At 68.8% G+C, this 18,997-nt stretch carries 16 protein-coding genes and 2 pseudogenes; 10 read left to right on the top strand and 8 right to left on the bottom strand.

The window, feature by feature from the left end; all coding sequences use genetic code 11:
* Positions 1-197: 197 nt before the first annotated feature.
* Genes ABIA35_RS06810 through ABIA35_RS06820 form a run of 3 tightly spaced genes read right to left on the bottom strand, consistent with a single transcriptional unit; the run spans position 198 to position 1,943 of the window.
* A complete protein-coding gene (locus ABIA35_RS06810) occupies positions 198-1,049 on the bottom strand; it encodes a DsbA family protein (RefSeq protein WP_370357320.1) in 852 nt (283 codons plus the stop codon).
* Complete coding sequence (locus ABIA35_RS06815; protein WP_370357321.1) at positions 1,046-1,483, bottom strand: cupin domain-containing protein; 438 nt, start codon at positions 1,481-1,483, stop codon at positions 1,046-1,048. The genes ABIA35_RS06810 and ABIA35_RS06815 overlap by 4 nt, the downstream gene beginning before the upstream one ends.
* Before the next feature lie 22 nt (positions 1,484-1,505).
* Positions 1,506-1,943, bottom strand: a complete 438-nt coding sequence (locus tag ABIA35_RS06820) for an Rrf2 family transcriptional regulator (RefSeq protein ID WP_370357322.1) — start codon at positions 1,941-1,943, stop codon at positions 1,506-1,508.
* Between the two features lie 340 nt (positions 1,944-2,283).
* Between ABIA35_RS06820 and ABIA35_RS06825 the strand changes: the two genes are divergently transcribed.
* Entirely contained in the window at positions 2,284-2,880 is a 597-nt protein-coding gene (locus tag ABIA35_RS06825; RefSeq protein ID WP_370357323.1) for a flavin reductase family protein, read from the top strand.
* A gap of 60 nt (positions 2,881-2,940) precedes the next feature.
* Here ABIA35_RS06825 and ABIA35_RS06830 read toward each other — a convergent pair whose 3' ends face one another.
* Positions 2,941-3,186 carry a hypothetical protein gene (locus ABIA35_RS06830; protein WP_370357324.1) on the bottom strand — a complete coding sequence of 82 codons (246 nt, stop codon included), beginning with the start codon at positions 3,184-3,186 and terminating at the stop codon, positions 2,941-2,943.
* Positions 3,187-3,288: 102 nt separating this feature from the next.
* Between ABIA35_RS06830 and ABIA35_RS06835 the strand changes: the two are divergent.
* From ABIA35_RS06835 to ABIA35_RS06860, 6 genes and pseudogenes are all read left to right on the top strand, one after another.
* A pseudogene (locus ABIA35_RS06835) lies at positions 3,289-3,873 on the top strand (DUF1295 domain-containing protein); the annotation flags it as partial.
* Positions 3,874-3,993: 120 nt separating this feature from the next.
* A complete protein-coding gene (locus tag ABIA35_RS06840; RefSeq protein ID WP_370357325.1) occupies positions 3,994-5,184 on the top strand; it encodes a tyrosine-type recombinase/integrase in 1,191 nt (396 codons plus the stop codon).
* Positions 5,185-5,252: 68 nt separating this feature from the next.
* Complete coding sequence (locus tag ABIA35_RS06845; RefSeq protein ID WP_370357326.1) at positions 5,253-7,778, top strand: tyrosine-type recombinase/integrase; 2,526 nt, start codon at positions 5,253-5,255, stop codon at positions 7,776-7,778.
* Entirely contained in the window at positions 7,768-8,346 is a 579-nt protein-coding gene (locus ABIA35_RS06850; RefSeq protein WP_370357327.1) for a DUF6262 family protein, read from the top strand. The genes ABIA35_RS06845 and ABIA35_RS06850 overlap by 11 nt, the downstream gene beginning before the upstream one ends.
* Positions 8,347-8,411: 65 nt before the next feature.
* Positions 8,412-9,869: a hypothetical protein gene (locus tag ABIA35_RS06855; RefSeq protein ID WP_370357328.1), complete on the top strand. Its 1,458-nt coding sequence runs from the start codon at positions 8,412-8,414 to the stop codon at positions 9,867-9,869.
* A 98-nt stretch (positions 9,870-9,967) separates the two neighbouring features.
* Positions 9,968-10,207 (top strand): annotated as a pseudogene (locus ABIA35_RS06860) (DUF1295 domain-containing protein); the annotation flags it as partial.
* 5 nt (positions 10,208-10,212) lie between these two features.
* Here the strand turns inward: ABIA35_RS06860 and ABIA35_RS06865 are convergent.
* From ABIA35_RS06865 to ABIA35_RS06875, 3 genes are all read right to left on the bottom strand, one after another.
* The gene (locus ABIA35_RS06865) at positions 10,213-10,569 is read right to left on the bottom strand and encodes a hypothetical protein (protein WP_370357329.1); all 357 of its coding nucleotides are present in this window, start codon (positions 10,567-10,569) and stop codon (positions 10,213-10,215) included.
* Positions 10,566-15,065, bottom strand: a complete 4,500-nt coding sequence (locus ABIA35_RS06870; protein ID WP_370357330.1) for a DUF6531 domain-containing protein — start codon at positions 15,063-15,065, stop codon at positions 10,566-10,568. Before ABIA35_RS06870 ends, ABIA35_RS06865 begins: the two co-directional genes overlap by 4 nt.
* Before the next feature lie 149 nt (positions 15,066-15,214).
* Positions 15,215-15,856, bottom strand: a complete 642-nt coding sequence (locus tag ABIA35_RS06875) for an MBL fold metallo-hydrolase (protein WP_370357331.1) — start codon at positions 15,854-15,856, stop codon at positions 15,215-15,217.
* 86 nt (positions 15,857-15,942) lie between these two features.
* Between ABIA35_RS06875 and ABIA35_RS06880 the strand changes: the two genes are divergently transcribed.
* On the top strand, positions 15,943-16,443 hold the full coding sequence (locus tag ABIA35_RS06880) for a MarR family winged helix-turn-helix transcriptional regulator (protein WP_370357332.1): 501 nt from the start codon (positions 15,943-15,945) through the stop codon (positions 16,441-16,443).
* A gap of 96 nt (positions 16,444-16,539) precedes the next feature.
* Here ABIA35_RS06880 and ABIA35_RS06885 read toward each other — a convergent pair whose 3' ends face one another.
* Complete coding sequence (locus tag ABIA35_RS06885; protein ID WP_370357333.1) at positions 16,540-17,487, bottom strand: helix-turn-helix domain-containing protein; 948 nt, start codon at positions 17,485-17,487, stop codon at positions 16,540-16,542.
* Positions 17,488-17,527: 40 nt separating this feature from the next.
* On the opposite strand from ABIA35_RS06885, the gene ABIA35_RS06890 reads away from it, so the two are divergent.
* Together ABIA35_RS06890 and ABIA35_RS06895 are read left to right on the top strand one after the other, a co-directional pair.
* On the top strand, positions 17,528-18,400 hold the full coding sequence (locus tag ABIA35_RS06890; protein WP_370357334.1) for a sterol desaturase family protein: 873 nt from the start codon (positions 17,528-17,530) through the stop codon (positions 18,398-18,400).
* A gap of 99 nt (positions 18,401-18,499) precedes the next feature.
* Positions 18,500-18,964, top strand: coding sequence for a hypothetical protein (locus tag ABIA35_RS06895; RefSeq protein WP_370357335.1), 465 nt, complete (start codon positions 18,500-18,502; stop codon positions 18,962-18,964).
* Positions 18,965-18,997: the final 33 nt, after the last annotated feature.

Consider the following 18,997-nt stretch of genomic DNA (forward strand, 5'->3'; position numbering starts at 1 on the left):
GTTCGGCAGGGATCGGCACAGGGATCGGTACGGAGAGAACCGGCCGGGCGGCGAGGCTGAGGCTCGCCGGGAGACTCAGCGGCAGGCGCTGGCGCAACACAGGGCGCTGGAGGTACGCCGGAAGTCGACGTAGCGGCAGACCACGCCGGGGTGGATGCGAGTCATGGAGCTCATCGTGGCGGGAACTCGCAGGTCTGTCAATTGATACATGCAGGTGTCTTATCCGGCGAGACGCGAGAGGGGGTCTCTGGGGCGCTCTCCGCAGCACTCTCGGGGGCGATCTCGGGGGCGATCTCTGGGGCGATCGCAGGGGCACTCGCCGATGCGATCGCCTCGGCGAGCCCGGGCGCCACCGCCCGCACCGCGTCGAAGTACTCTGATTCGGGCCGCCACCCGGGCACCACGGCACGGTCGGCGGGGCCCAGGAATACGAGCGTGGGCAGGGCATACCGGAAGCCGTCCTCGGGGTCCTCACCCAACGGCTTGGCCCGGCCCGGATGCCTGCCGGGCGCGTCCAGCTCCAGCACTTCCGGGCACGGCGAGCGGGTCTCGGTCCAGTCCTCGCGCACCGCGGCCCGAGTCAGCGGCGAGGCCGCGTCGGCGGCCAGCCGGTCGATGTCGAGCCCTGGCAGAGCGCGGACCGCGTCCAGGACCCGAGCGGGTGTGTCGGCGGGTTCGCCGTCAACGAACGTGGTCTCCCGCAGCCGCCACAGGACGGCCTCGGCCATATCCGGGCCCTGCGCCTCGGCGGCCTTGGCGGCCAGCGAGGCCGGCCAACTGGTGGCGCTCACCCAGGCCAGGCGTTCCGGGACCGGGGCGCCGGTGTGGGTCGCGATCTCGCGGAGCTCGTTCAGATACCAAGCGGCCTCGGCCGCCGGGTCCGGTGCCGGCGGCTCGCCGTCGTCGAACAGGATTCCGAAGACCCGGCGCCAGCTGACCCGCGGTCCCAGCTGTGTGCGCAGGCGGCGGAACTTCGGCTCCGACCCCCAGGCCCACGGGCAGGCCGGATCGGTGAACTCCACCACTCGCAGCTCCGGGGGCGCTGTCATGTCTGGACCCGCGCCTCGACCTCGACCTCGGCCCACAGGCTCGGCACGTTGACCACGATCCCCTCCTGGCTGCTGCGCGCGATCACCACCACCGCTTCCTCGGTGCCCGGGTTCTCCTCGCGGTGCGGGACGTAGGGCGGCACGAAGACGTAGTCGCCGGGACCGGTCTCGATCCTGGTCTCCTCCTCGCCCTCGGCGAACACGAACACCGGATTGCCGGAGACCACGTAGATGGCCGTCTCGGCCTCGCCGTGGTGGTGGTCGCCGGAGTTGGTGGCCGGCGCGACGTGTGTCTGCCCCATCCACACCTTCCGCGCACCGACCGTCTTGCCGGACACCGCCTCCCGCCGGGTCATCCCGGAGGTCTGGCCGGTGTCCCCGGACAGGTCGGCGGCCTTGATGTGGCGCAGCGGCGCGTGCCAGTGGTCGGTCATGTCGTGCTCCTCACGGGTTGTCTCACGTGCTCAGGGCGACCGCGCCCAAGGCGGCGTGCGCGGTCTGGTCCAGCAGGTCGGCGATGCTGACCGCGCCGAAGACGTCCTCGATCCGCGCACCCAGCGCGAGCCAGAACAGGCCCAGGCCGGCCGCCGGAGCGGGATAGGCGACCTCGGCCGGCGGCACGTCGTTCACGGTGAGCAGGTCGCCGTCGACGGCGCGCACGACGTCGGCCAGCGTGATCGAGGCGGCCTCGCGGCCGATCCAGTAGCCGCCCTCGCAGCCGCGCTGGCTGCGGACCAGGCCGGCCAGGCGCAGATCGCGCACGACGGACTTCAGGAAGCGGTACGGGATCTGCTGCGACTCGGCGACGGCCTCACAGGTCACCGGTCGGGAATCGGCGGCCGCGAGCTCGATCAGCACACGGACGGCGTAGTCGGTTCGGGCCGAGACACGCATGGGCACCGGTCCTCGCGGGGATTCGGGGACGACGTCCGGATGCTGGGCGCGCCGGGCGTCGCGGGGTTGACACCGAGGGACTCTAGCAAAATAGACTCCTGAAGGTATCCTTTGCTCCACACCCCTTCTCGGCGTCCGCGGCACCGGACGCCCGGCCCCGGCGCCGCTCGCGCGCCCGGCCGAGCAGCGCACCTGTTCGCGCAGCTCACCGCAGCACAGCGCTTCCAGCCGCATCGTTCCCACCTGTCTCGTCGCCGATCACCGTCCCGGACACGGTCGCGCATAAAAAGCACCATGTCTATGGGTGACCTGGAGAATGAGACGCCGACAAGGAGCCATCGTGACCGTCCACGCCGATGACATCGAGCACGAGACCCCGGCCGCGCCGGCCACCCCGACCACCGCGCCGAGCCCGATAGCAGTCCCCGTCCCGGCGATCGCCTCGGCCGCGCCAGTCGCCCCGACCCCCAAAGAGCTGCGGACCATGTTCGCCTCGTTCCCCACCGGCGTGACGGCGGTGGCAGCCCTCGTCGACGGCGTACCGGTGGGCCTGGCCGCCAACTCCTTCACCTCGGTGTCGCTGGAACCGGCGCTCGTCTCGGTGTGCGCGGACCTGAAGTCCTCCACCTGGCCGATCCTGCGCGGCCGGCCGAGGCTGGGCATCAGCATCCTGGCGGCCGAGCACGAAGCGGCATGCCTGCGCCTGGCCTCCCGATCCGGTGACCGCTTCGCCGGCCTGGACGTTCGCGCCTCGGCCGACGGAGCGGTGTTCGTCGAGGGCGCCGGCGCCTGGATCGAGTGCTCGCTGGAGGCCGAGTATCCGGCCGGGGACCACGAGATCCTCCTGCTGCGCGTCCACGACATCGGAGCCGACCCCGACGTGGCGCCCCTGGTGTTCCACCGAAGCGCGTTCCGCAACCTGGGCAGGCAGGAGTAGGACCGGTCGGGCCCTGAGCCCCTCGGCCCGCTCCGGGGCGACCCGACCGGTCCCGGTCTGTCAGAAGTCCACGGCCATGTAGGCGCCGGGACCGCCGGGGATGGGAGTGCCGGTGGAGTAGCACTGGTAGGCGCTGATCGTGTGCTGCGCCAGGAGCGTCTGGCCCCAGTTGTTGCACTCGAACCAGTTCGTGAATTGCGCGTAGTCGGGGTTGTCCCAAGTGGTCGCGCTCGCGGTCGTGGCGAAGGCGACCGAGGCGAAGACCCCGACCACGGCGAGCACGATGCCGATCATGACACGCTTCATGAAGTCTCCTGTTCGTGGACAAACGGTGGCAAGGAGCGGAGCCGTTCTCAGAACGCGGGACTCGGTCCAGTGGTTCAGACCACTGCGACGTACAGTCAAAGTATGGACGCGCTCAAGGTCTGCCTGTACGTATACGCGGCCGTCTGCCTGGCGACATGGCTGATGTCGGTACTCACGCGCGAGTACTCGTGGGTCGACCGGATCTGGTCGATCGTGCCGGTCGCCTACGTCGGAATCTTCGCCGGAACGGCGGGCTTCCACGACACGCGCCTGAACGTCATGGCCGTCCTCGTCACGCTGTGGGGCGCGCGACTCACCTTCAACTTCGCGCGCAAGGGAGGCTACGCACGCGGCGGTGAGGACTACCGCTGGGCCGTGCTCCGGGACCGGATGGCACCGTGGCAGTTCCAGCTCTTCAACATCTTCTTCATCACGTTGTACCAGAACGCGATCCTGCTGCTCATCGCCCTGCCCGCCAAGACCGCGCTGGACCACCGCACCTCGTTCACCCTCGCCGACGGCATCCTCACCGCGCTGTTCGCCGGCTTCCTCGTCGGCGAGACACTGGCCGACCAGCAGCAGTGGCGCTTCCAGCAGACGAAGCGCGCCGACCTCGACGCCGGCCGCGAGCCTTCGGCGCGCTTCGTCACCACCGGCCTGTTCCGCTTCTCAAGACATCCGAACTTTACCGACCATGGATTGAGTGTCCGTGTCGCTCGTCCGAGTGGATGTTCGGTTCGTCCCGTGCCCATTTACTGACCATCCGAGTTATCTCCTCGATGTACGTCGATCAGAGGAGGCATCCAGATGCGCAGTGGGATGGTGTTGGGAGACCTGCGAGTTCAGAAGTTGACTCGATCCGGCGGAGGTTCGTCGTACACGATCCTCGGGCCGGACGCGTCCGTCGTCGGGGAGGCCGACGACTTCCTCCGGGAGTACGACGGTCGCGGGACGCAGAAGACCTACGCCTACCACTTGGTAGATCACCTTCGGTGGCGCCAGCGGGAACAGCTGACGACGGAGACGATCACGCTGCGCGACCTTCATCGCTACATGGGCGCCGTCGGGGCGAATGTGGCGATGCCGTTCGGCCAGCCTTGGCGGACTCCGCCCAAGTGCCCCTACAACGCGTCCGCGCTCCAGGTCACAGCTTCGTGCCTCAAGGGTTTCTACCTCCACCGCAGCGGCCTTGGCGTCAACCCGGCACTCGGTGTTGCCCTGGCGGTTCGGCGGCTGCCCACGCGTGCTGATCGCGACCGATCGCTCCTGGGCCACACCCTGACCTCGGTCTCGGCCAACCCGCTGGCCCCCAAGTCAGGCCCGTCGCGCAGGCACCCCAAGATGCTCCCCGACGGGGCTGCTGTAGAACTGCTGGCGGCGGTGACCAGCGCACGGGACAAACTGGTGGTGACGTGGCTGTCCGATACAGCCCTACGCGTCGGTGGCCTGGCCGGGCTCCACCTGGTCGACCTCCACCTGCGACCCGACGCAGGCTGCGGCGAGTGCAAGAGCCCTCATCTTCACGTTTGCCACCGTCCTGGCAATCCGAACGAAGCGGCGGCGAAGACGAAGCCGGACTGGCGGTTCAGAGACGGCGTGGTCAGCGGCGGAGAGATCGTGCGCGTCAGCCCTGCGATGATCAGCTCCTACTTCGAGTACATGACGACCGAGTATCAGTCCTTCGCCTCCGATCACGGAATGCTGCTGATCCAGCTGTTCGGCCTTGCTCGCGGCGAGCCGTGGACGACAGACGGCGTGCGCGGGATGCTCCGCAGAGCCGGTAAGAAGGCCGCACTCCCCGGCAGGATCAAGCCGCACGCCTTCCGCCACACCTTCACCTCCGCAGTCCTTGACGCCTCTGGCGGCGATCTGCTCGTTGCCAAGACTGCTGGCAACTGGTCATCGGTCAAGACCGTCGATGAGATCTACGGCCACCCTGATCTGCATTCGCCGGAGTTCATCAGTGCATTGCGTCAAGTCTGGGGCGAAGAAGAGTGACCGCGCCGGCTTTGAAGCTCGTGGACGCGCACGAGCCGACACGTACGGCGTCCGACAGGCTGGAGATCATGCACGCCCTGATCGCCGCGCCGTCCTTTGACCCGCTGTATCGACATGACGTCATCAACGTCCCCGGAGACCACCCGTTCTACGGCTGGCACTGTCAGGTCGCAGGATGTGGACGGGCCCAGAGCGAGAACAGAGACTTCTGCTCCGGACACGACGTCGAGTGGCTGGCCTGGCGTCGCGGCGGCGGCAACATCGTGGAGTTCAAGGAGGACGCTCAGCCGCTGCCTGCGAGATCCAATCCGACGGTCGTCCCTTGCTCGATCTGCCCGGAGATCCCAGCCACTGGAAGCGACGGCCTCTGCTACCTGCACGCCCAGCGGCTCGCGAGCTGGCGAAAGGCACGTCGGCAGGCCGGGCGGGAGTCGGACCTCAGTTCCTGGGTCGTGACTCAGAAGCCGTTTCCCGGATTCGGAACCTGCCAGGTCGCGACATGCCCCGTCCTCGCCGATACGCCGCTGCGGCTGTGCCGTCGCCATGTCTACCGCTACCAGCGCGAAGGAGTTCCTGGCGGGGCGAGGCTCCCGGTGGGGTGGACGCCCGCGATGCTGCAGCGCGGGCTGGCCGTTCTGGTGCAGTACGACGACGAGCAGGCGTTCCGCCGTTGGTGCTCTGACAGCCGTCCCGCGGCGAGGATGAACGGCCAGTTGTCCCTGCTCGGGTTGCGGCCACTGGTGAAGGCCGAGATCAAGTGGGCAATGTTTCGGGTGGCACAGTTGTCCTCCGAGGTCCGCCTCTGGCCGGTTCCCTGGATCCAGCACCTCGCCGACGCCTGTCGGGAGCAGGACGTCAACTCGCTGCTTGACCTGGATGTGCCGAAACTGCGAACGACCATTCGCCCTCCGGCCAGGGAGATGACCAAGCAGCTACGGCAGATCTACATCTCACGAGACGACACCAAGGACGCGGGCTACATCGACACCGCGCACTACGGCGTCCGCATCGCCGGCCGGGGCTCGTTCATCGACATGTCCGGCGTTACGCAACGCTGGCTGCGGGATCTGCTGTGGGACTGGATCGACGAACGCCTGACCACGAACCCACCACGAGGAATCAGCACCCTCACCGTCCCGCGACAGGCGTGCATCGAACTCAGCGCCTTCCTGGAAGCACACGCCCCCGGCGGCGGCCACGACCCGTCTCAGCTGGCCAAGAAGCATGCCGTCGACTTCGTCGCAGACCAGCGCCACCGCGCGGAGCACGGCCTGCGGTCGCTCGGCATCCACCAGACCCGCTCGACACCACAACCAGCTACCGTCACCAAGTACATGGTGATGCGGACATTCTCGGGCGCCCGCCACGTGTTGCGGGCGACCTTGGACACCGGACAGGCCGACCGGATCGGCTTGGGGCGTGAGTTCGTCTGCGCCATCCCGCTGGCCACCGTCAAACCCGGTCGCCGACGACCTTTTCCCGACGAGGTCGCTCAGGCTCTGGGTGACTCGTCGAATCTGGCCCGTCTGGAAGCACTGGATGTTGACGACCGCGGGCTACGCGACATCTGGGAGATCCTCATCATCACCGGACGGCGCAGCGGCGAGGTATCCGGCCTCCGCCTGGACTGTATCTCTCGCATGCGCAACCTGCCGATGTTCTGGCACGACCAGACCAAGGTCGGCAAGCTCGACCAGGCCATCCGGATCCCAGAGTGGCTCTATGAGCGGATCGAGCTCCGTCAGGCGACGACAACTGCGCGATTCGTCCAAGGTCACGGCCGTCCGCCGACCCACCAGGAACGCGCCGTCCTTGCCCTATTTCCCAGCCGACGTGCCAATCCCGACGGACGACGGAGCGTCACGAACAGTTGGTTCGGCGTGTCGTTTGGCAAATGGATCGACATCCTCGACATCGGGAAGTTCGTGCCCCATCAGGCCCGCCACACGCTGGCCACCAACCTTCTGCGCGCCGGCGCCGATCTCGTCCACATCAAGCGCTACCTCGGACATGTTTCCGAGCGGATGACAGAGCACTACGTCCATATCGCCAACACCGACCCGAGGCTGGAGGACGCTCTGAACGCCGTCTGGGTCGCTGGCCCAGGCGCGGCCCAGCCCGGCATCGTGCTCTCCAGCAGTGATCCGATGACCAGGGAGCAAGCCGAGGCCCTCGCGATCGACCTCACGAGGCGCAGCACCCCGGCCGAAGGCGGATTCTGCACATTCCAGCCCGTGGTCAACGGGAACGCGTGCCCCTGGAACATGGACTGCCACAACTGTGACAAGTTCGTGATGTCCGGCGCAGACCTCATCTACTGGCATCGCAAGCGCGAGCAGTGGCGCATGCTCGCCGAACGAGCACCGGACGGGCCGACGGCCGACTACCTGCACTCCGTCTTCGAGCCGACCGCCCGCGCGATCGAGGGTTTGGAGAAGGCATTGGGCGGACTTGGGCTGCTTGAAGAAGCACTGGCGCTGGACCTGCGTCGGCCACAGGACTACTTCGGAAGGGCCTGGAGCTTGGCATTCCGAGCTCAGGACCTCGCACGCCATGACGTTGAACTCGAAGCGGAGGCCGAATATGGGGCCTGACAGCTCACGGACCGAGGCCGCGATCGCTGCCCGACGCGGCCGTACTCAGATCATGCTGACGCAGGTAGAGAAGGCGATCAGTCAGTTGGTGAGGGAGCAGGGACGCGTCACCGTGCGCTCTGTCGCACACCGCGCAGGCGTCTCGTCGACGTTCCTATACGAGAACGCGGAGGCTCGCAATCTCGTCCAGGCAGCGACGAAAGTCGCTGCAGCCCGGCGTGAGCGCTCCGCCGAGCAAGAGAGCGACCGCATCGAGTCTGGCTGGCGTGAGCGCGCGCTCAACGCCGAGGATGCACTGAAGCGCACCCAGGCAGAGATCCAGGTCCAGCGCCGCCGCATCGGCGAGCTGATGGGCCAGCTCCGCGACACCAGCCAAACGGTCGATGGCGAATCCATCCAGCGGCTGGCGACCGAGAACACGACACTGAAACGGCAACTCGGCGAGCTCACACGGGAGCACCGCGCTCTCCGAGAAAGGCTGGAGGGAGCTCGAACCAATCTACGTTTCGCCGAGAAGCGCGTCGCGGACCTTGAAGTCCAGCTACTCGAAGTCGCGCAGCAGGCATGAGCCCAACCGGATTGCGACTCGGCCGATCATGTTCGAACCAGCGGGCGGCCTGACACCATAGGTCGGTGCCCGCATCCTTTGAACGCCCGGTCATCACGCAGCAGAGTCTGGCGGCGCTGCTGCGCGGCCTGGCTGGCAACCCCGCCGCACCGCCGGAGGTTCTGGCTCGTCTCGCAACGGCGAACATCGATCGAATCGAACTCGCCCGGCGCCGCGACCTGCCCGCGCAAGCCTCGGCGGTCCTGGCCGGCGACGAGGATGCGAACGTGCGGTCAGAGCTGGCCGCGAACCCGAACCTCCCAACCGAAGTCCAGCTTCGCCTCGCCCAAGACGCCGACGCACGGGTGCGCGGCCGGCTGGCGGAAGGAGCGGAGTACTTCACCACCGTCGGCGTCCACGGGCGTCACTTCCCAGGACCCTTGTCCCACGAGGTGTTCGCACTGTTGGCCCGAGACCCCGAGCCGAAGGTTCGCCGGGCCCTGGCCTGGAACCGCCACCTACCCGACGACATCCGGACGCGGATGCTCGACGATGAGGACCCGCGCACGGCCGCCATCGCCGCCGCAGAGTGGAACTCGGCACCGACCGCCCGGATCGAGGAACTGCTTTCGCGGGCCACCGGTGGCTTCGGCCGCCAGATGCTCTTACTGCGATTCGACGGCCCGCTGCCTGCCGCTGCCGCCCGCGCCATGCTCACGGACATCGACTCCTCGGAGGACATCGCGAACAGCGACGGTCTGCTGCGGCAGATCGCCGAGACCGCAGACCTGGACGCCGAGCTGACCGACCGCTTCCTGGCCGACCCGCGTCTGCGCGCGGCGGTGGCGGCCAATCCGACATTGACCCCCGAGCACGTCGCGGCCCTGGCACACGACCCCGACAACCAGGTCCGGGCAGCCATCGTCGCCCGCCGGGGCCTCAACCCGGCGCTGCGGGAGTCGATTTCAGTTGAGTACGACGACCGCAGCAGCGGCAACATCGTCGACTGGCTGCTGACCGAAGACCTGTCCGAACCCGACCAGCTCGCCTTCGCACGAAGTCGTCACCAGGTCCTCCGCAAAACGCTGACCATGCGCACCGACCTGTCGGACGAAGCCGTGGAGATCCTCGCCGCCGACGAGAGCTTCGCGGTGCGGCTGTTCGTATGCGAGCGCCAGCCGAATGCCCCCGGCTGGCTGCTGGCGCAGATCGCCGCCGACTGGAAGAGCTACAGCCGCTGGGACATGCTCGCCCACAAGAACTTCCCCGCCGACGCCGCCACCGCCCTGGCCCGCTCCGACGACCCTCACGACCGGGTCGTTGCCGCGGCACACCCCGGACTGCCCGCCGAGACGATCGAGGGTCTGCTGGCCGACGACGCCGACTACGTACGACGCCGGGCAGCGACCAACCCGAGTATCCCCGCCGACCGGCTGATCACGCTCCTCGAAGCCAACGAGTCCGCGGTGGTCTCCGGGGCGGCCGCGAACCCGACGCTTCCCGTCGCGACGATGCACCACATGCTCGGTCAGGCCGGGCTGTGACGACTCGGCGCCCGGCGTGAAGCCGTCTTGCCGCGTTTCGTCCTCGCGACGTTGTCGCGCAGCTCAGACACGATGCGAACGCTCACGCGGTCGGTAAACCGAACTTCTTCTTCGAGCAGGCGCAGTGGTGGGTCATCGCAGGCTTCGCCGTCGCCGCCGCGCGCGCGGTGCCGTGGACGGTGCTCGGCGCCGTGCTGCTGACCGCACTGTTCGTCGGCTCGACCCGCTTCACCGAGAGCATCAGCCTCTCGCGGTACCCGGAGTACGCCGCCTATCAGCGGCGTACGTCAGCGGTCATACCGTGGCGGCCTCGGCAAAGCGACGCGCCGGCGGCGTGAAGATATCACTTCCCAGCCGCGTTCGATCTCGCTTCCTCAATCGGCCCGGGATCGTATCGCAGCGATTCTTTGTCCACTTCGTAGGGCGACGTCCACCATTCAGGTACCCACCCGTCCGGGTAGTACCCGAAGCTCTTACAGGTGGAGCACCACTGCCATAGCCGACCGGGCCCCTTATATGTTTCTCCGAGAATGACTTTGGGGCGCTCCATCTCCACCAGGTAGAACCGATGAAGTGTGGCGTGCGAGCACACCGGACAGTCCGCCGCCACGTCGGACACCCCTGGATGGGCGTTGAAGACACGCTGGAAGGCCGAGTGGTGGTCGCGGTCGACCTCGTGCCAGTCCGCCGCCTTGGTCATCGATTTCCCTCTATCCAGTCTTGCAATGCGTTGCCTGATCCGTAGGGTGTCCCGTCCCCCATCGAATCGATCCCGCCGTGGACTTCGCCTTCGAATGAGCCGTTGCGGAGGAAATATCTGGCATGGCTGAGTTCGTGGGCGATGGTGTTGGCCGCCGTCGTGTCGTCCACGATCCCGGCGGGACCGATGTTGATGACTCTACCGCCGTCCACTGCGCGGGTGACGCCTTGCAGACCCGGCGCGAGATCCGGGTCGAAGACGACGTCGATATCCTGTCCCGACCCTCGCAGGTTGATTCCGTACTTCTGCGCGACGTCTCTGAGATACGTGTTCTTGTCGAGGGAATTGTCGAGCGTCCGCTCGACGCCGTCCTGGGCCACACCGACGCGATACCGCTCGTCGCCGCTGTACCCGTCACCGTCGCCGACCGTCTCGGCGCACAGGCCGAGGGGGTCCAGGTGGGTGAGGGGGTTGGGGACGTAGGCGTGGTCGTTGGGTGACGGAGCCAGGCCCAGCTGGTCGGGAGTCAGGTAGGCGGCGGTCTCGGGGTTGTAGTAGCGGTACAGGTTGTAGTGCAGGCCGGTCTCGTCATCGTGGTACTGGCCGGGGAAGCGAAGCGGGCAGTCCACCTCGGGATCGACGTGCGTGACGTCGGTACGCCCCCAGAGGCTCGCGGTGGCGTGCCAGGCGATGCGGCCCTCGGGCGTGACCAGTTCGGTGGGGGTGCCGATCAGGTCGGTGACGATCGCGTGGAACGCCTCGTCGAAGTGGCCCTGGTCCGCGTCGCCCCCGGCGCCGCGACGCCTGCGGCGCTGCGCGGCGGGTCGGAACGTGCCGGGATCGTAGTCCCACGTCATGACGACGACGCCGTCGCCAGCATCCGTCATCTGCTCGGCGAGCCGGGGACCGTCCCAAGTGAACTGCACGCGGTCCGCGGCGGTGCCCTCGTCGGTGACACGGTATTTCCCCGTGCGACGTCCCACGGCGTCGTACTCGTAGCTCCAGGTCCCCCGGTCCGGCGTCGTGGTCTGCACGAGCCGGTCCTGGGAGTCCCAGGTGTACGTCCACGTCTTGCGACGACCGTCGAGCGTGCGGCGGACGGTACGCACGAGCCGGGCGGCGGAGTCGTACTCGTAGTGCGTGCGACCGGACTGCCTGATCAGGGTGCGGCTGGAGACGTCTCGCACCTCTGGGTCAGCATCGGCGGCAACCCCGTCGGCGCCGCCGGCCGTCGCGAGGTTTCCATAGGCGTCGTAGGCATAGGTTTCCGTCCATCCGTGCGCTGTCACCGAGGTGACGCGGCCGGAGGTGTCCGAGACGAAGCGACGATCTCCCCGCAGGCTGTCGCTGACTGCCTCCGGGAAGTTGCCCAGACTCCAGTTCCAAGTACGGCTCAGAGCCGCGTTCCCCACGTCCCCTGCGTCCCCCGACAGCCCCAGGCCCTCGGCCACGCGCCGCCCGCCCTGGTCGTACTGCCTCGTGAGCCGGCCCCCGCCACCGAAATCCCGCTGGGTCGGCCGACCGGTGGCGTCGAAGACCGTTTCCAGGAGCCCGCCGCCGGCGGCCAAGGCGACCGAGCGCCCGGCAGCGTCGTAGCTCCACGCCGATTCCGCGCCCGAGGCCGTGATCCGGCCGGTCCGGCGGCCGGCGGCGTCATAGGCATAGCGCGTGGTGCGACCGTCGACGGTCTCGGCGAGTACCTGCCCGAGCGGGTCGCGTTCGTACGTCAGTGAAGTGCCCGGTCCGCAGGCCTGAACCAGGCGACCCATCGGATCATAGGAATACCGGTATTCGCCCTCGGGAGTGTGGCGGGCGACCACGCGGCCGGCGAGGTCGCGATCCATGAGGATCTCCTGCCCCGTTCCGGTCGTCCGCGCGATCAGGCGGCCCGCCACGTCGTACGCGTACTCCAGACGCCGACCGGTGAAGTCGGTCTCGGCCACCAGCTGCCCGGCCTGGTCGTAGCTGTAGGACCAGGACGCGCCGTCCGGGTTGGCGACCGCGAGGAGCTTCAGTTCACTGTCGTAGGTGAACGAGCGCCGCACCCCGTCCGGTCCGGTGCGGGCTGCCAGCGTTCCCATGGGCCCGGGCTCGAATCGGGTGCTGGCACCGGCCGGATCGATGATCTCCGTCAACCGCCCCGAGACATCATGCCGCCACCGCACGACCGACCCGTTGGCGTCGGTGCGGGACACCGGACGGCCGTCGAGGCTCCACTCGATGGTGCTGGTCGCCCCCAACGCGTCGACCACCGCCACGACCCGGCCCGCCGCATCCCGGACCGCGTGCGTCGTGTTGCCCAGCGGATCGACCTGCGCCACCACCAGGCCCGCGGCGTCCGCGGTGAAACGGGTCGTGGCGCCGAGCGGGTCGGTGACCGCCGCCAGGGCGCCGACGGCGGAGTATTCGAGCCGCGTCGCGGCCCCGGCGGGGTCGGTCAGCAGCACCAGGTTGCCGCGCGCGTCGTACTCACGGCGCCACGTCGCGCCGTCCGGCTCGGTGACGGAGAGGAGTTGGTGGAACCCGTTGTACTCCAGGGCGGTGACCGCCCCGGTCGGGTCGACGACCCGGCGGATGTCTCCGGCCTCGTCGCGGTCGAAGACCACGACCGCGCCGAGCGCGTCGGACCGCGACAGAACGCGGCCCTCACGGTCGACTTCGAAGGACGTGGTCCGGCCCAGCGGGTCGGTCTCGGAACACACATGCCCGTGCTCGTCGTACCGGAACGTGGTCGCGTTGCCGAGCGAGTCGGTGTGGACGGTGGTGCGGTTCTCCGGGTCGTAGGCGAAGGAGCCTGCGAGGAACTCGCTCTCGCCATGGATCACACGGCCGAGGCCGTCATAGACGTATCCGTAGCGGAAACCGGTCCGGTCCGTCCACGCCTGGATCCGGTCGTTCTCGTCCCATTCGTAGCAGAACGGCGCGCCCGCGGAGTTCACCACCTCGCGGAGGCGTCCACGCTGGTCGTAGTGGAACTGCTTGACGACGGCGCCGGCCGAGTCACCGTCGGCGAGGCGTATCGCGCTGACGCGGGGACCGGCTTCGGTCACGACGGTGTCGACCCCGACGCGGTAGCCGGGATGCACGACGGCGACCGGTGTGCCCTGGGCATCGCGTTCGATCGAGATCCGGTTGCCGTTGCGATCCGTGATCGCCGTCAGATCGCGGATCTGGCCGAGCTCGCTCTGGTAGTGCACGACCGCGAAGTGGCGGACTTGTCCGGACTTCCAGTCGGTGACGCGGATCTCGTCGGTCTCGCGATCCCAGACCAGCCGATGGTCGCCCCCGCGCGACGGCAGCACTTCCCGGTCACCGGTCGGCGCCGGGTAGTCGAGCCGCTGGGCGTCATCCCCGACGACGTGGATGCCCGCGGCGTTGATCGAGAGCCGCTGGTCCAGCGTCGAAGACCAGCCGGGGCCGAACAGGCGGCCCGCCGAGTAGCCGGAGCTGTAGGCCCGGCGCAACACGACCGGCAACGCACCCGGCAATTCCAGGTCCGTGGCATCGGTCAGCATCCAGCCGGAGACCACGTCGATGGGGTCGCTCTTGCACACCGCGGTGGAGTTTCCCTCGGCGGTGCGTGCCTCGTCGCCGACGGCACTCTCGGCACCCTCGGCCTCGCCCTCCAGGGCTCCGGCCTCGCCTTCCAGGGCCTCGCCCTCGCCACCGGCGCCGATCGCGGCCAGACCCAGCATGCCGACGCCGAGCAGCGCGTCGCCCCAGTGGCCCTGCATGGCATCACCGATGGTGGCCATGGCGGTGCCGGCGAGCGCCACCAGGTTGTCGGCCTCCGCCAAAGCAGCGGTGACGACGTCCACACCGGGAATCCACGACGTCGCCAAGGCGACCACCATCAAGATCGGCGCCAACTCACCGGCGACCTTGGCGATCTCCCCGCCCCAGTCGGACAGGTCCTCGGCGACGTGATCCCACCAGGACTTGTTGTGGATACCGTCGCCTTGGGCCTTGTGCAGGGCACTGCCGCAGGTCTTGGCCGCGGTGATGCGGTCGTTGTAGGCGTCGTTGGCCTGCTTGGTCAGAGCGGCCATCTTGGCCTTGGCGTTGTTCAGGTTGGTCTGCGCGGTGTCGTGCGCTGTTTGCGCGTCGGTGACAGCCTGCTGATTGGGGTTGGCGGCCTGGTTCTGCTGCGCCGTCTTCAGATCTGTCGCCGCGTTGTTGGCGGTGCTGGTGGCACGTTGCAGATCGGCATGCGCGTCCTGCGCCTGACGCAGGGCTGTGTCGGCTTTGGTCTGCGCCGCCTGAAGCAGCGGCGCATACGCCGACAGCGCATCGGAGGCTTCGCTGTAGGACGTGTACAGCTTCTGAAGCCGCCCCGGCAGCGGACCGTACTGATTCTTGAACGCATCGGCGGTCTGACCGATCCACTTCATCGCAGCCGTGTCAGACCCGAACGAATTCAGATTGTGGTACGCCGCCTCGACGTCATGCGCGAAGTCCCCGAACTCCTTCGCCAACGCCTGAACCGACTCCACCACACCCGGAGTCGGATCCCCATCCAAACCCAGAATGTCCCACCCAGACGGACGCACCATCGGTAAAGCCCCTCCCCCGTGTCCAACCCCCCGACCAGCTTTAACAGAATCCTGTCATAGCCGCGGGCCCGGTCGCCAGAAGAATGACTGTCTCAGACCTCGATCACGTCACCGACGGGAACGATCGTCAGCGGGGTCTGCGTCAACATCTCAGGGCTCAGGAACCGGGCCATCGACTGCTGCCCGACCGGGCTGAGCATGATCTCGTGGACCTGGATCAGCTGCCGGGGCCCGACCTCGTCCACGTAGTCCGCCGCCTCGCCGACCTTGGTCCACGGCCCGCTGGTGGGCAGCAGCAGCGTGTCCACCGGCGCGTCCGGGACGTGGTAGGCGTCGCCGGGGTGGTAGAGGCGCTCGTCGACGAGGTAGCCGACGTTCGCGACGCGGGGGATGTGACGGTGGATCGAGGCGTGCAGGTCGCCGAAGACCGCGACGTCGAAGCCCGCGACGGTCAGCCGGTCCCCGGCGGCCACCGCCGTGACCTGTCCGCGGCGGTCCCGCCAGCGGTCCACGACCCCGGCCGGGCCGTAGACCCGCAGCTCGGGGCGGGCCTCCAGGGCCCGGGCGAGCAGCGCCTCGTCGAAATGGTCGAAGTGCTCGTGGGTGATCAACACCGCTTCGGCCGCGGCGATCGCGTCGGCGGCGTCCGGGGTGAACGTCCCGGGGTCGATGACGACGCGTCCGGCCTCGCCGGTCAGCGAGACGCAGGCGTGGGCGTGTTTGGTCAGCTGCATGGCCGATTCCTCCCGGGTCGATGTACAGGGCAATCTGTACAGTGCTTTCTGTACAGTACACCCTGTAGATCTGGTAGCCTGACGCCATGACCGACACGCCCCCGGCCCGGCCGGCCCCCTCCGTCGAGGACCTCGCCGCCCGTCTGCGCAGCGCGGTCGCGGCCCTGGTCCGCGGCACGCGGGCGGCCGACCGGCTGGCCCCGGTCCCGGCGGCGGTGCTGGACCTGCTCGACCTGCGGGGCCCCATGACCACGGCCGAGCTGGCCACCGGCCGCCAGGTGCGCCATCAGACGATGGCGGCGACCGTCAAAGAACTGACCGAAGCGGGATTCCTGACCGCCCAGACCGATCCGGCCGACGCCCGCAAGAAGGTCCTCACCCTGACCGCCTCCGGAAAAGCCGCCATCGACACAGACCGCCGACACCGTGTCGCAGTACTCGCCGAAGCCCTCGGCGAGACGCTGGACGAGGCCGAGCGAGGCGACCTGGCCCACGCCCTGGACCTCATCGACCGGGTCACCCGGAACGTCGACCGCAACAGCCCGCCGGTCACGGCAGCGGCCGGACCCATCACCGGACCCTGGTGACCCTGGTGAGCCCGGTGACCCTGGTGAGCCCGGTGACCCTGGTGAGTCCGGCGAGCCTGGTGCGAGCGAGCCGCGTCCCGGCACGCCGGCCGGGGATCAGCCGCCGGACGTGCCGTGCACCCCTGCCTCGCGCCGATAGTCCGACGGCGCCATACCGGTCCACCGCCGGAAGGCGCGAGTAAGCGCCGACGGCGTCGAGAAACCGAGCCGGGCCGCGATCGCGGTGACCGCCAGGTCCGGCTGGGACAGGAGCGCCAGCGCGCGTTCCCGCCGGAGGCCGTCGACCAGCGCGGCGAACGATGTGCCCTCCTGCGCGAGCCTGGCCTGGAGGGTGCGGGGGCTGACGGCCAGGGCGCGGGCGGCCGCCACGAGGCTCGGCGCTGAAGCGTCCTGGATCACCCGGGTGACGGCCGTCGCCCAAGGCACCTGCTGGTGGGCGATGCGGCGTTCGGCGTAGGGACGAAGCATCGAACGCACGACGGCGTCGGCATCCGGGATGAGGGTGCGCAACGACTCGCTCGTGAAGACGCAGACATCGGCGGGCTGGCCGAACGCGACCTGTCGGGCGAAGGCCCTGTCGTAGTCGCCGACGTCGTCCGGCCGGGCCCGGCGCAGCGCCACGCGGGACGGTCTGGCCTCACCGCCCGCGATGGAGCAGACGATCCTGCACAGCAGCGCGAAACACGCCTCAACCGTGTCGGGGTCCGCGGGCAGGCCACTCGGCGCGCGCAAGGACAGGGACACTTCGTGCGGCCGCCGCGCCAGGAGGATCTGTTCCCGGCCGAACATCGGGTGGAAGCGTTCCAGGTCGTCGAGCAGCGCGCCGATGTCGGGGCTGTTGACGGCGATCGGGCCGACCAGCCCGCCGAGCACGGTGACCTCGGCCCACGCCGCGAACGCCAGGCCGGGCCGGTCCAGGCCGGCCGCGCGCAGCGCCTCCCACGTCGCCTCCGGAGATGAGACCGGCGCGCCGTGGAGCGCGGCGAACCGGGCGAGATGGCCGGCGACCGGATCTGCGGGTGAGGACAAGTGGACTGCGTCCATGGAGCGGTATCCCTCCTCCCCCGGAACCGAGGATTGCGGCATGGAACTCGACAGGCCGACAAGGCCCCTGCTCACCTACGGTACCTATCCCGCGCTCGCGCTCGTCACGGCCGTCGCCCTGTGGTCCGCTCTGCGCTGGAATCTGGACCGCGACGCCGTCATCGGCGTGCTGACCGCGGTGACCATCGCCATCGTGTTCACCGTTGAGCGCGTCAACCCCCTGCTCGACCGCTGGTCCATGACCAGGGCGAGCTTCGTCGGCCGCGACCTGCCGTTCATCGGGCTGGCCGTCGTCGTCGAGCAGCTGGCCACCGCTGGCGTGTCCCTGGTCGCGGCGGCGACCATGCCCCACGACGGCTTCGGCCCCCTGGCCCGGACGCCCCTGCTCGCGCAGGCCGTGTTCGCGCTGGTCGCCCTGGACCTGCTCTGGTACGGGTACCACCGCGCCGCCCACACGGTCTCCCGGCTCTGGCGCGTCCACGGGCTGCACCACTCGCCGTCCCAGCTCTACGTCTTGATGCACCAGGTGTTCCACCCGTTCGATCTGTTGGTGTCCCGCTTCGTGATCTCGCTGATCGTCTTCAAGACCACCGGGATCTCCCCCGACGCGGCCTTCATCGCGATCGCCGTCCTCGGCCTGCAGCAGACGGTCAGCCACGTGAACAGCGACCTGCGCGTCGGCAAGCTGAACTACGTCCTCATCGGCGCCGAGACCCACCGCTACCACCACGCGGCGCACGAACGCGGCAACTACGGCTCGGTGGTCGCGATCTGGGACCTCGTCTTCGGCACGTTCCGCTACGAGCCGCGCCGCATTCCGAACGCCTACGGCCTGGACGACCCCGGCTCCTTCCCGGATCCGCGCCGCTTCCACGCCGTGCTGGCATGGCCCTTCCGGCGGGCCGCCGCCTGAAACCCGACCACGGTCGATCGCGTGGAAGAGGGATTGCTGGGTATGCGCGGGACCCCGTCCATATCCGGCCCTTCGGGTCGGCCGACCAAGGAAGTCAGCATGCTGCTCATTCTCGGCCTCATCATCCTGATCGGCGCCGGTGTCGTGGGCGCCGTCGCCGTACTCGACAACCGCGGCGCGAGCCATCAGCTGCCCGGTGGCTTCCACGCCTTCGGGCACGATTTCCACGGCTCCTCCGGTCAACTGTTCTTCTGGGGAGCGGTCGTCGGCGCGGCCGCCATGTTCGGCCTGTTCGTGCTGCTCGCCGGGCTCCGCCACGAGTTTCGGCTGCGCGCTCAGGCCCGGCGCGACGGCGTCCGGAGCGTGCGGCGCACCCGCCGCGTGCGCGACGGTGGAGACCGCGGCCCGGTCGCCTCGGAGGAGCGCGATCGCGACCGCGATCGCGATCGCGACCGTGACCATGACCGCGATCGTGACCGCGATCGCGAACCGGAGCCGTTGCCGGAGTCGGCGCGGGACGAGTCCGAAGACGGCGCGGACCACGACGGCACCGTGAAGGCCTGACACGGCAAAGCGGTATAAGAACGTGGATCCGGC

The sequence above is a fragment of the Catenulispora sp. MAP12-49 genome, assembly GCF_041262705.1.
Taxonomy (GTDB): domain Bacteria; phylum Actinomycetota; class Actinomycetes; order Streptomycetales; family Catenulisporaceae; genus Catenulispora.

What these genes read in the sequence shown, in the direction of transcription:
- ABIA35_RS06885 (WP_370357333.1), bottom strand. Translation starts at nt 17,487, where the DNA reads ATGGACGCAGTCCACTTGTCCTCACCCGCAGATCCGGTCGCCGGCCAT.
- ABIA35_RS06880 (WP_370357332.1), top strand. Translation starts at nt 15,943, where the DNA reads ATGACCGACACGCCCCCGGCCCGGCCGGCCCCCTCCGTCGAGGACCTC.
- ABIA35_RS06810 (WP_370357320.1), bottom strand. Translation starts at nt 1,049, where the DNA reads ATGACAGCGCCCCCGGAGCTGCGAGTGGTGGAGTTCACCGATCCGGCC.
- ABIA35_RS06815 (WP_370357321.1), bottom strand. Translation starts at nt 1,483, where the DNA reads ATGACCGACCACTGGCACGCGCCGCTGCGCCACATCAAGGCCGCCGAC.
- ABIA35_RS06845 (WP_370357326.1), top strand. Translation starts at nt 5,253, where the DNA reads ATGCACGCCCTGATCGCCGCGCCGTCCTTTGACCCGCTGTATCGACAT.
- ABIA35_RS06850 (WP_370357327.1), top strand. Translation starts at nt 7,768, where the DNA reads ATGGGGCCTGACAGCTCACGGACCGAGGCCGCGATCGCTGCCCGACGC.
- ABIA35_RS06830 (WP_370357324.1), bottom strand. Translation starts at nt 3,186, where the DNA reads ATGAAGCGTGTCATGATCGGCATCGTGCTCGCCGTGGTCGGGGTCTTC.
- ABIA35_RS06865 (WP_370357329.1), bottom strand. Translation starts at nt 10,569, where the DNA reads ATGACCAAGGCGGCGGACTGGCACGAGGTCGACCGCGACCACCACTCG.
- ABIA35_RS06890 (WP_370357334.1), top strand. Translation starts at nt 17,528, where the DNA reads ATGGAACTCGACAGGCCGACAAGGCCCCTGCTCACCTACGGTACCTAT.
- ABIA35_RS06895 (WP_370357335.1), top strand. Translation starts at nt 18,500, where the DNA reads ATGCTGCTCATTCTCGGCCTCATCATCCTGATCGGCGCCGGTGTCGTG.
- ABIA35_RS06875 (WP_370357331.1), bottom strand. Translation starts at nt 15,856, where the DNA reads ATGCAGCTGACCAAACACGCCCACGCCTGCGTCTCGCTGACCGGCGAG.
- ABIA35_RS06820 (WP_370357322.1), bottom strand. Translation starts at nt 1,943, where the DNA reads ATGCGTGTCTCGGCCCGAACCGACTACGCCGTCCGTGTGCTGATCGAG.
- ABIA35_RS06840 (WP_370357325.1), top strand. Translation starts at nt 3,994, where the DNA reads ATGCGCAGTGGGATGGTGTTGGGAGACCTGCGAGTTCAGAAGTTGACT.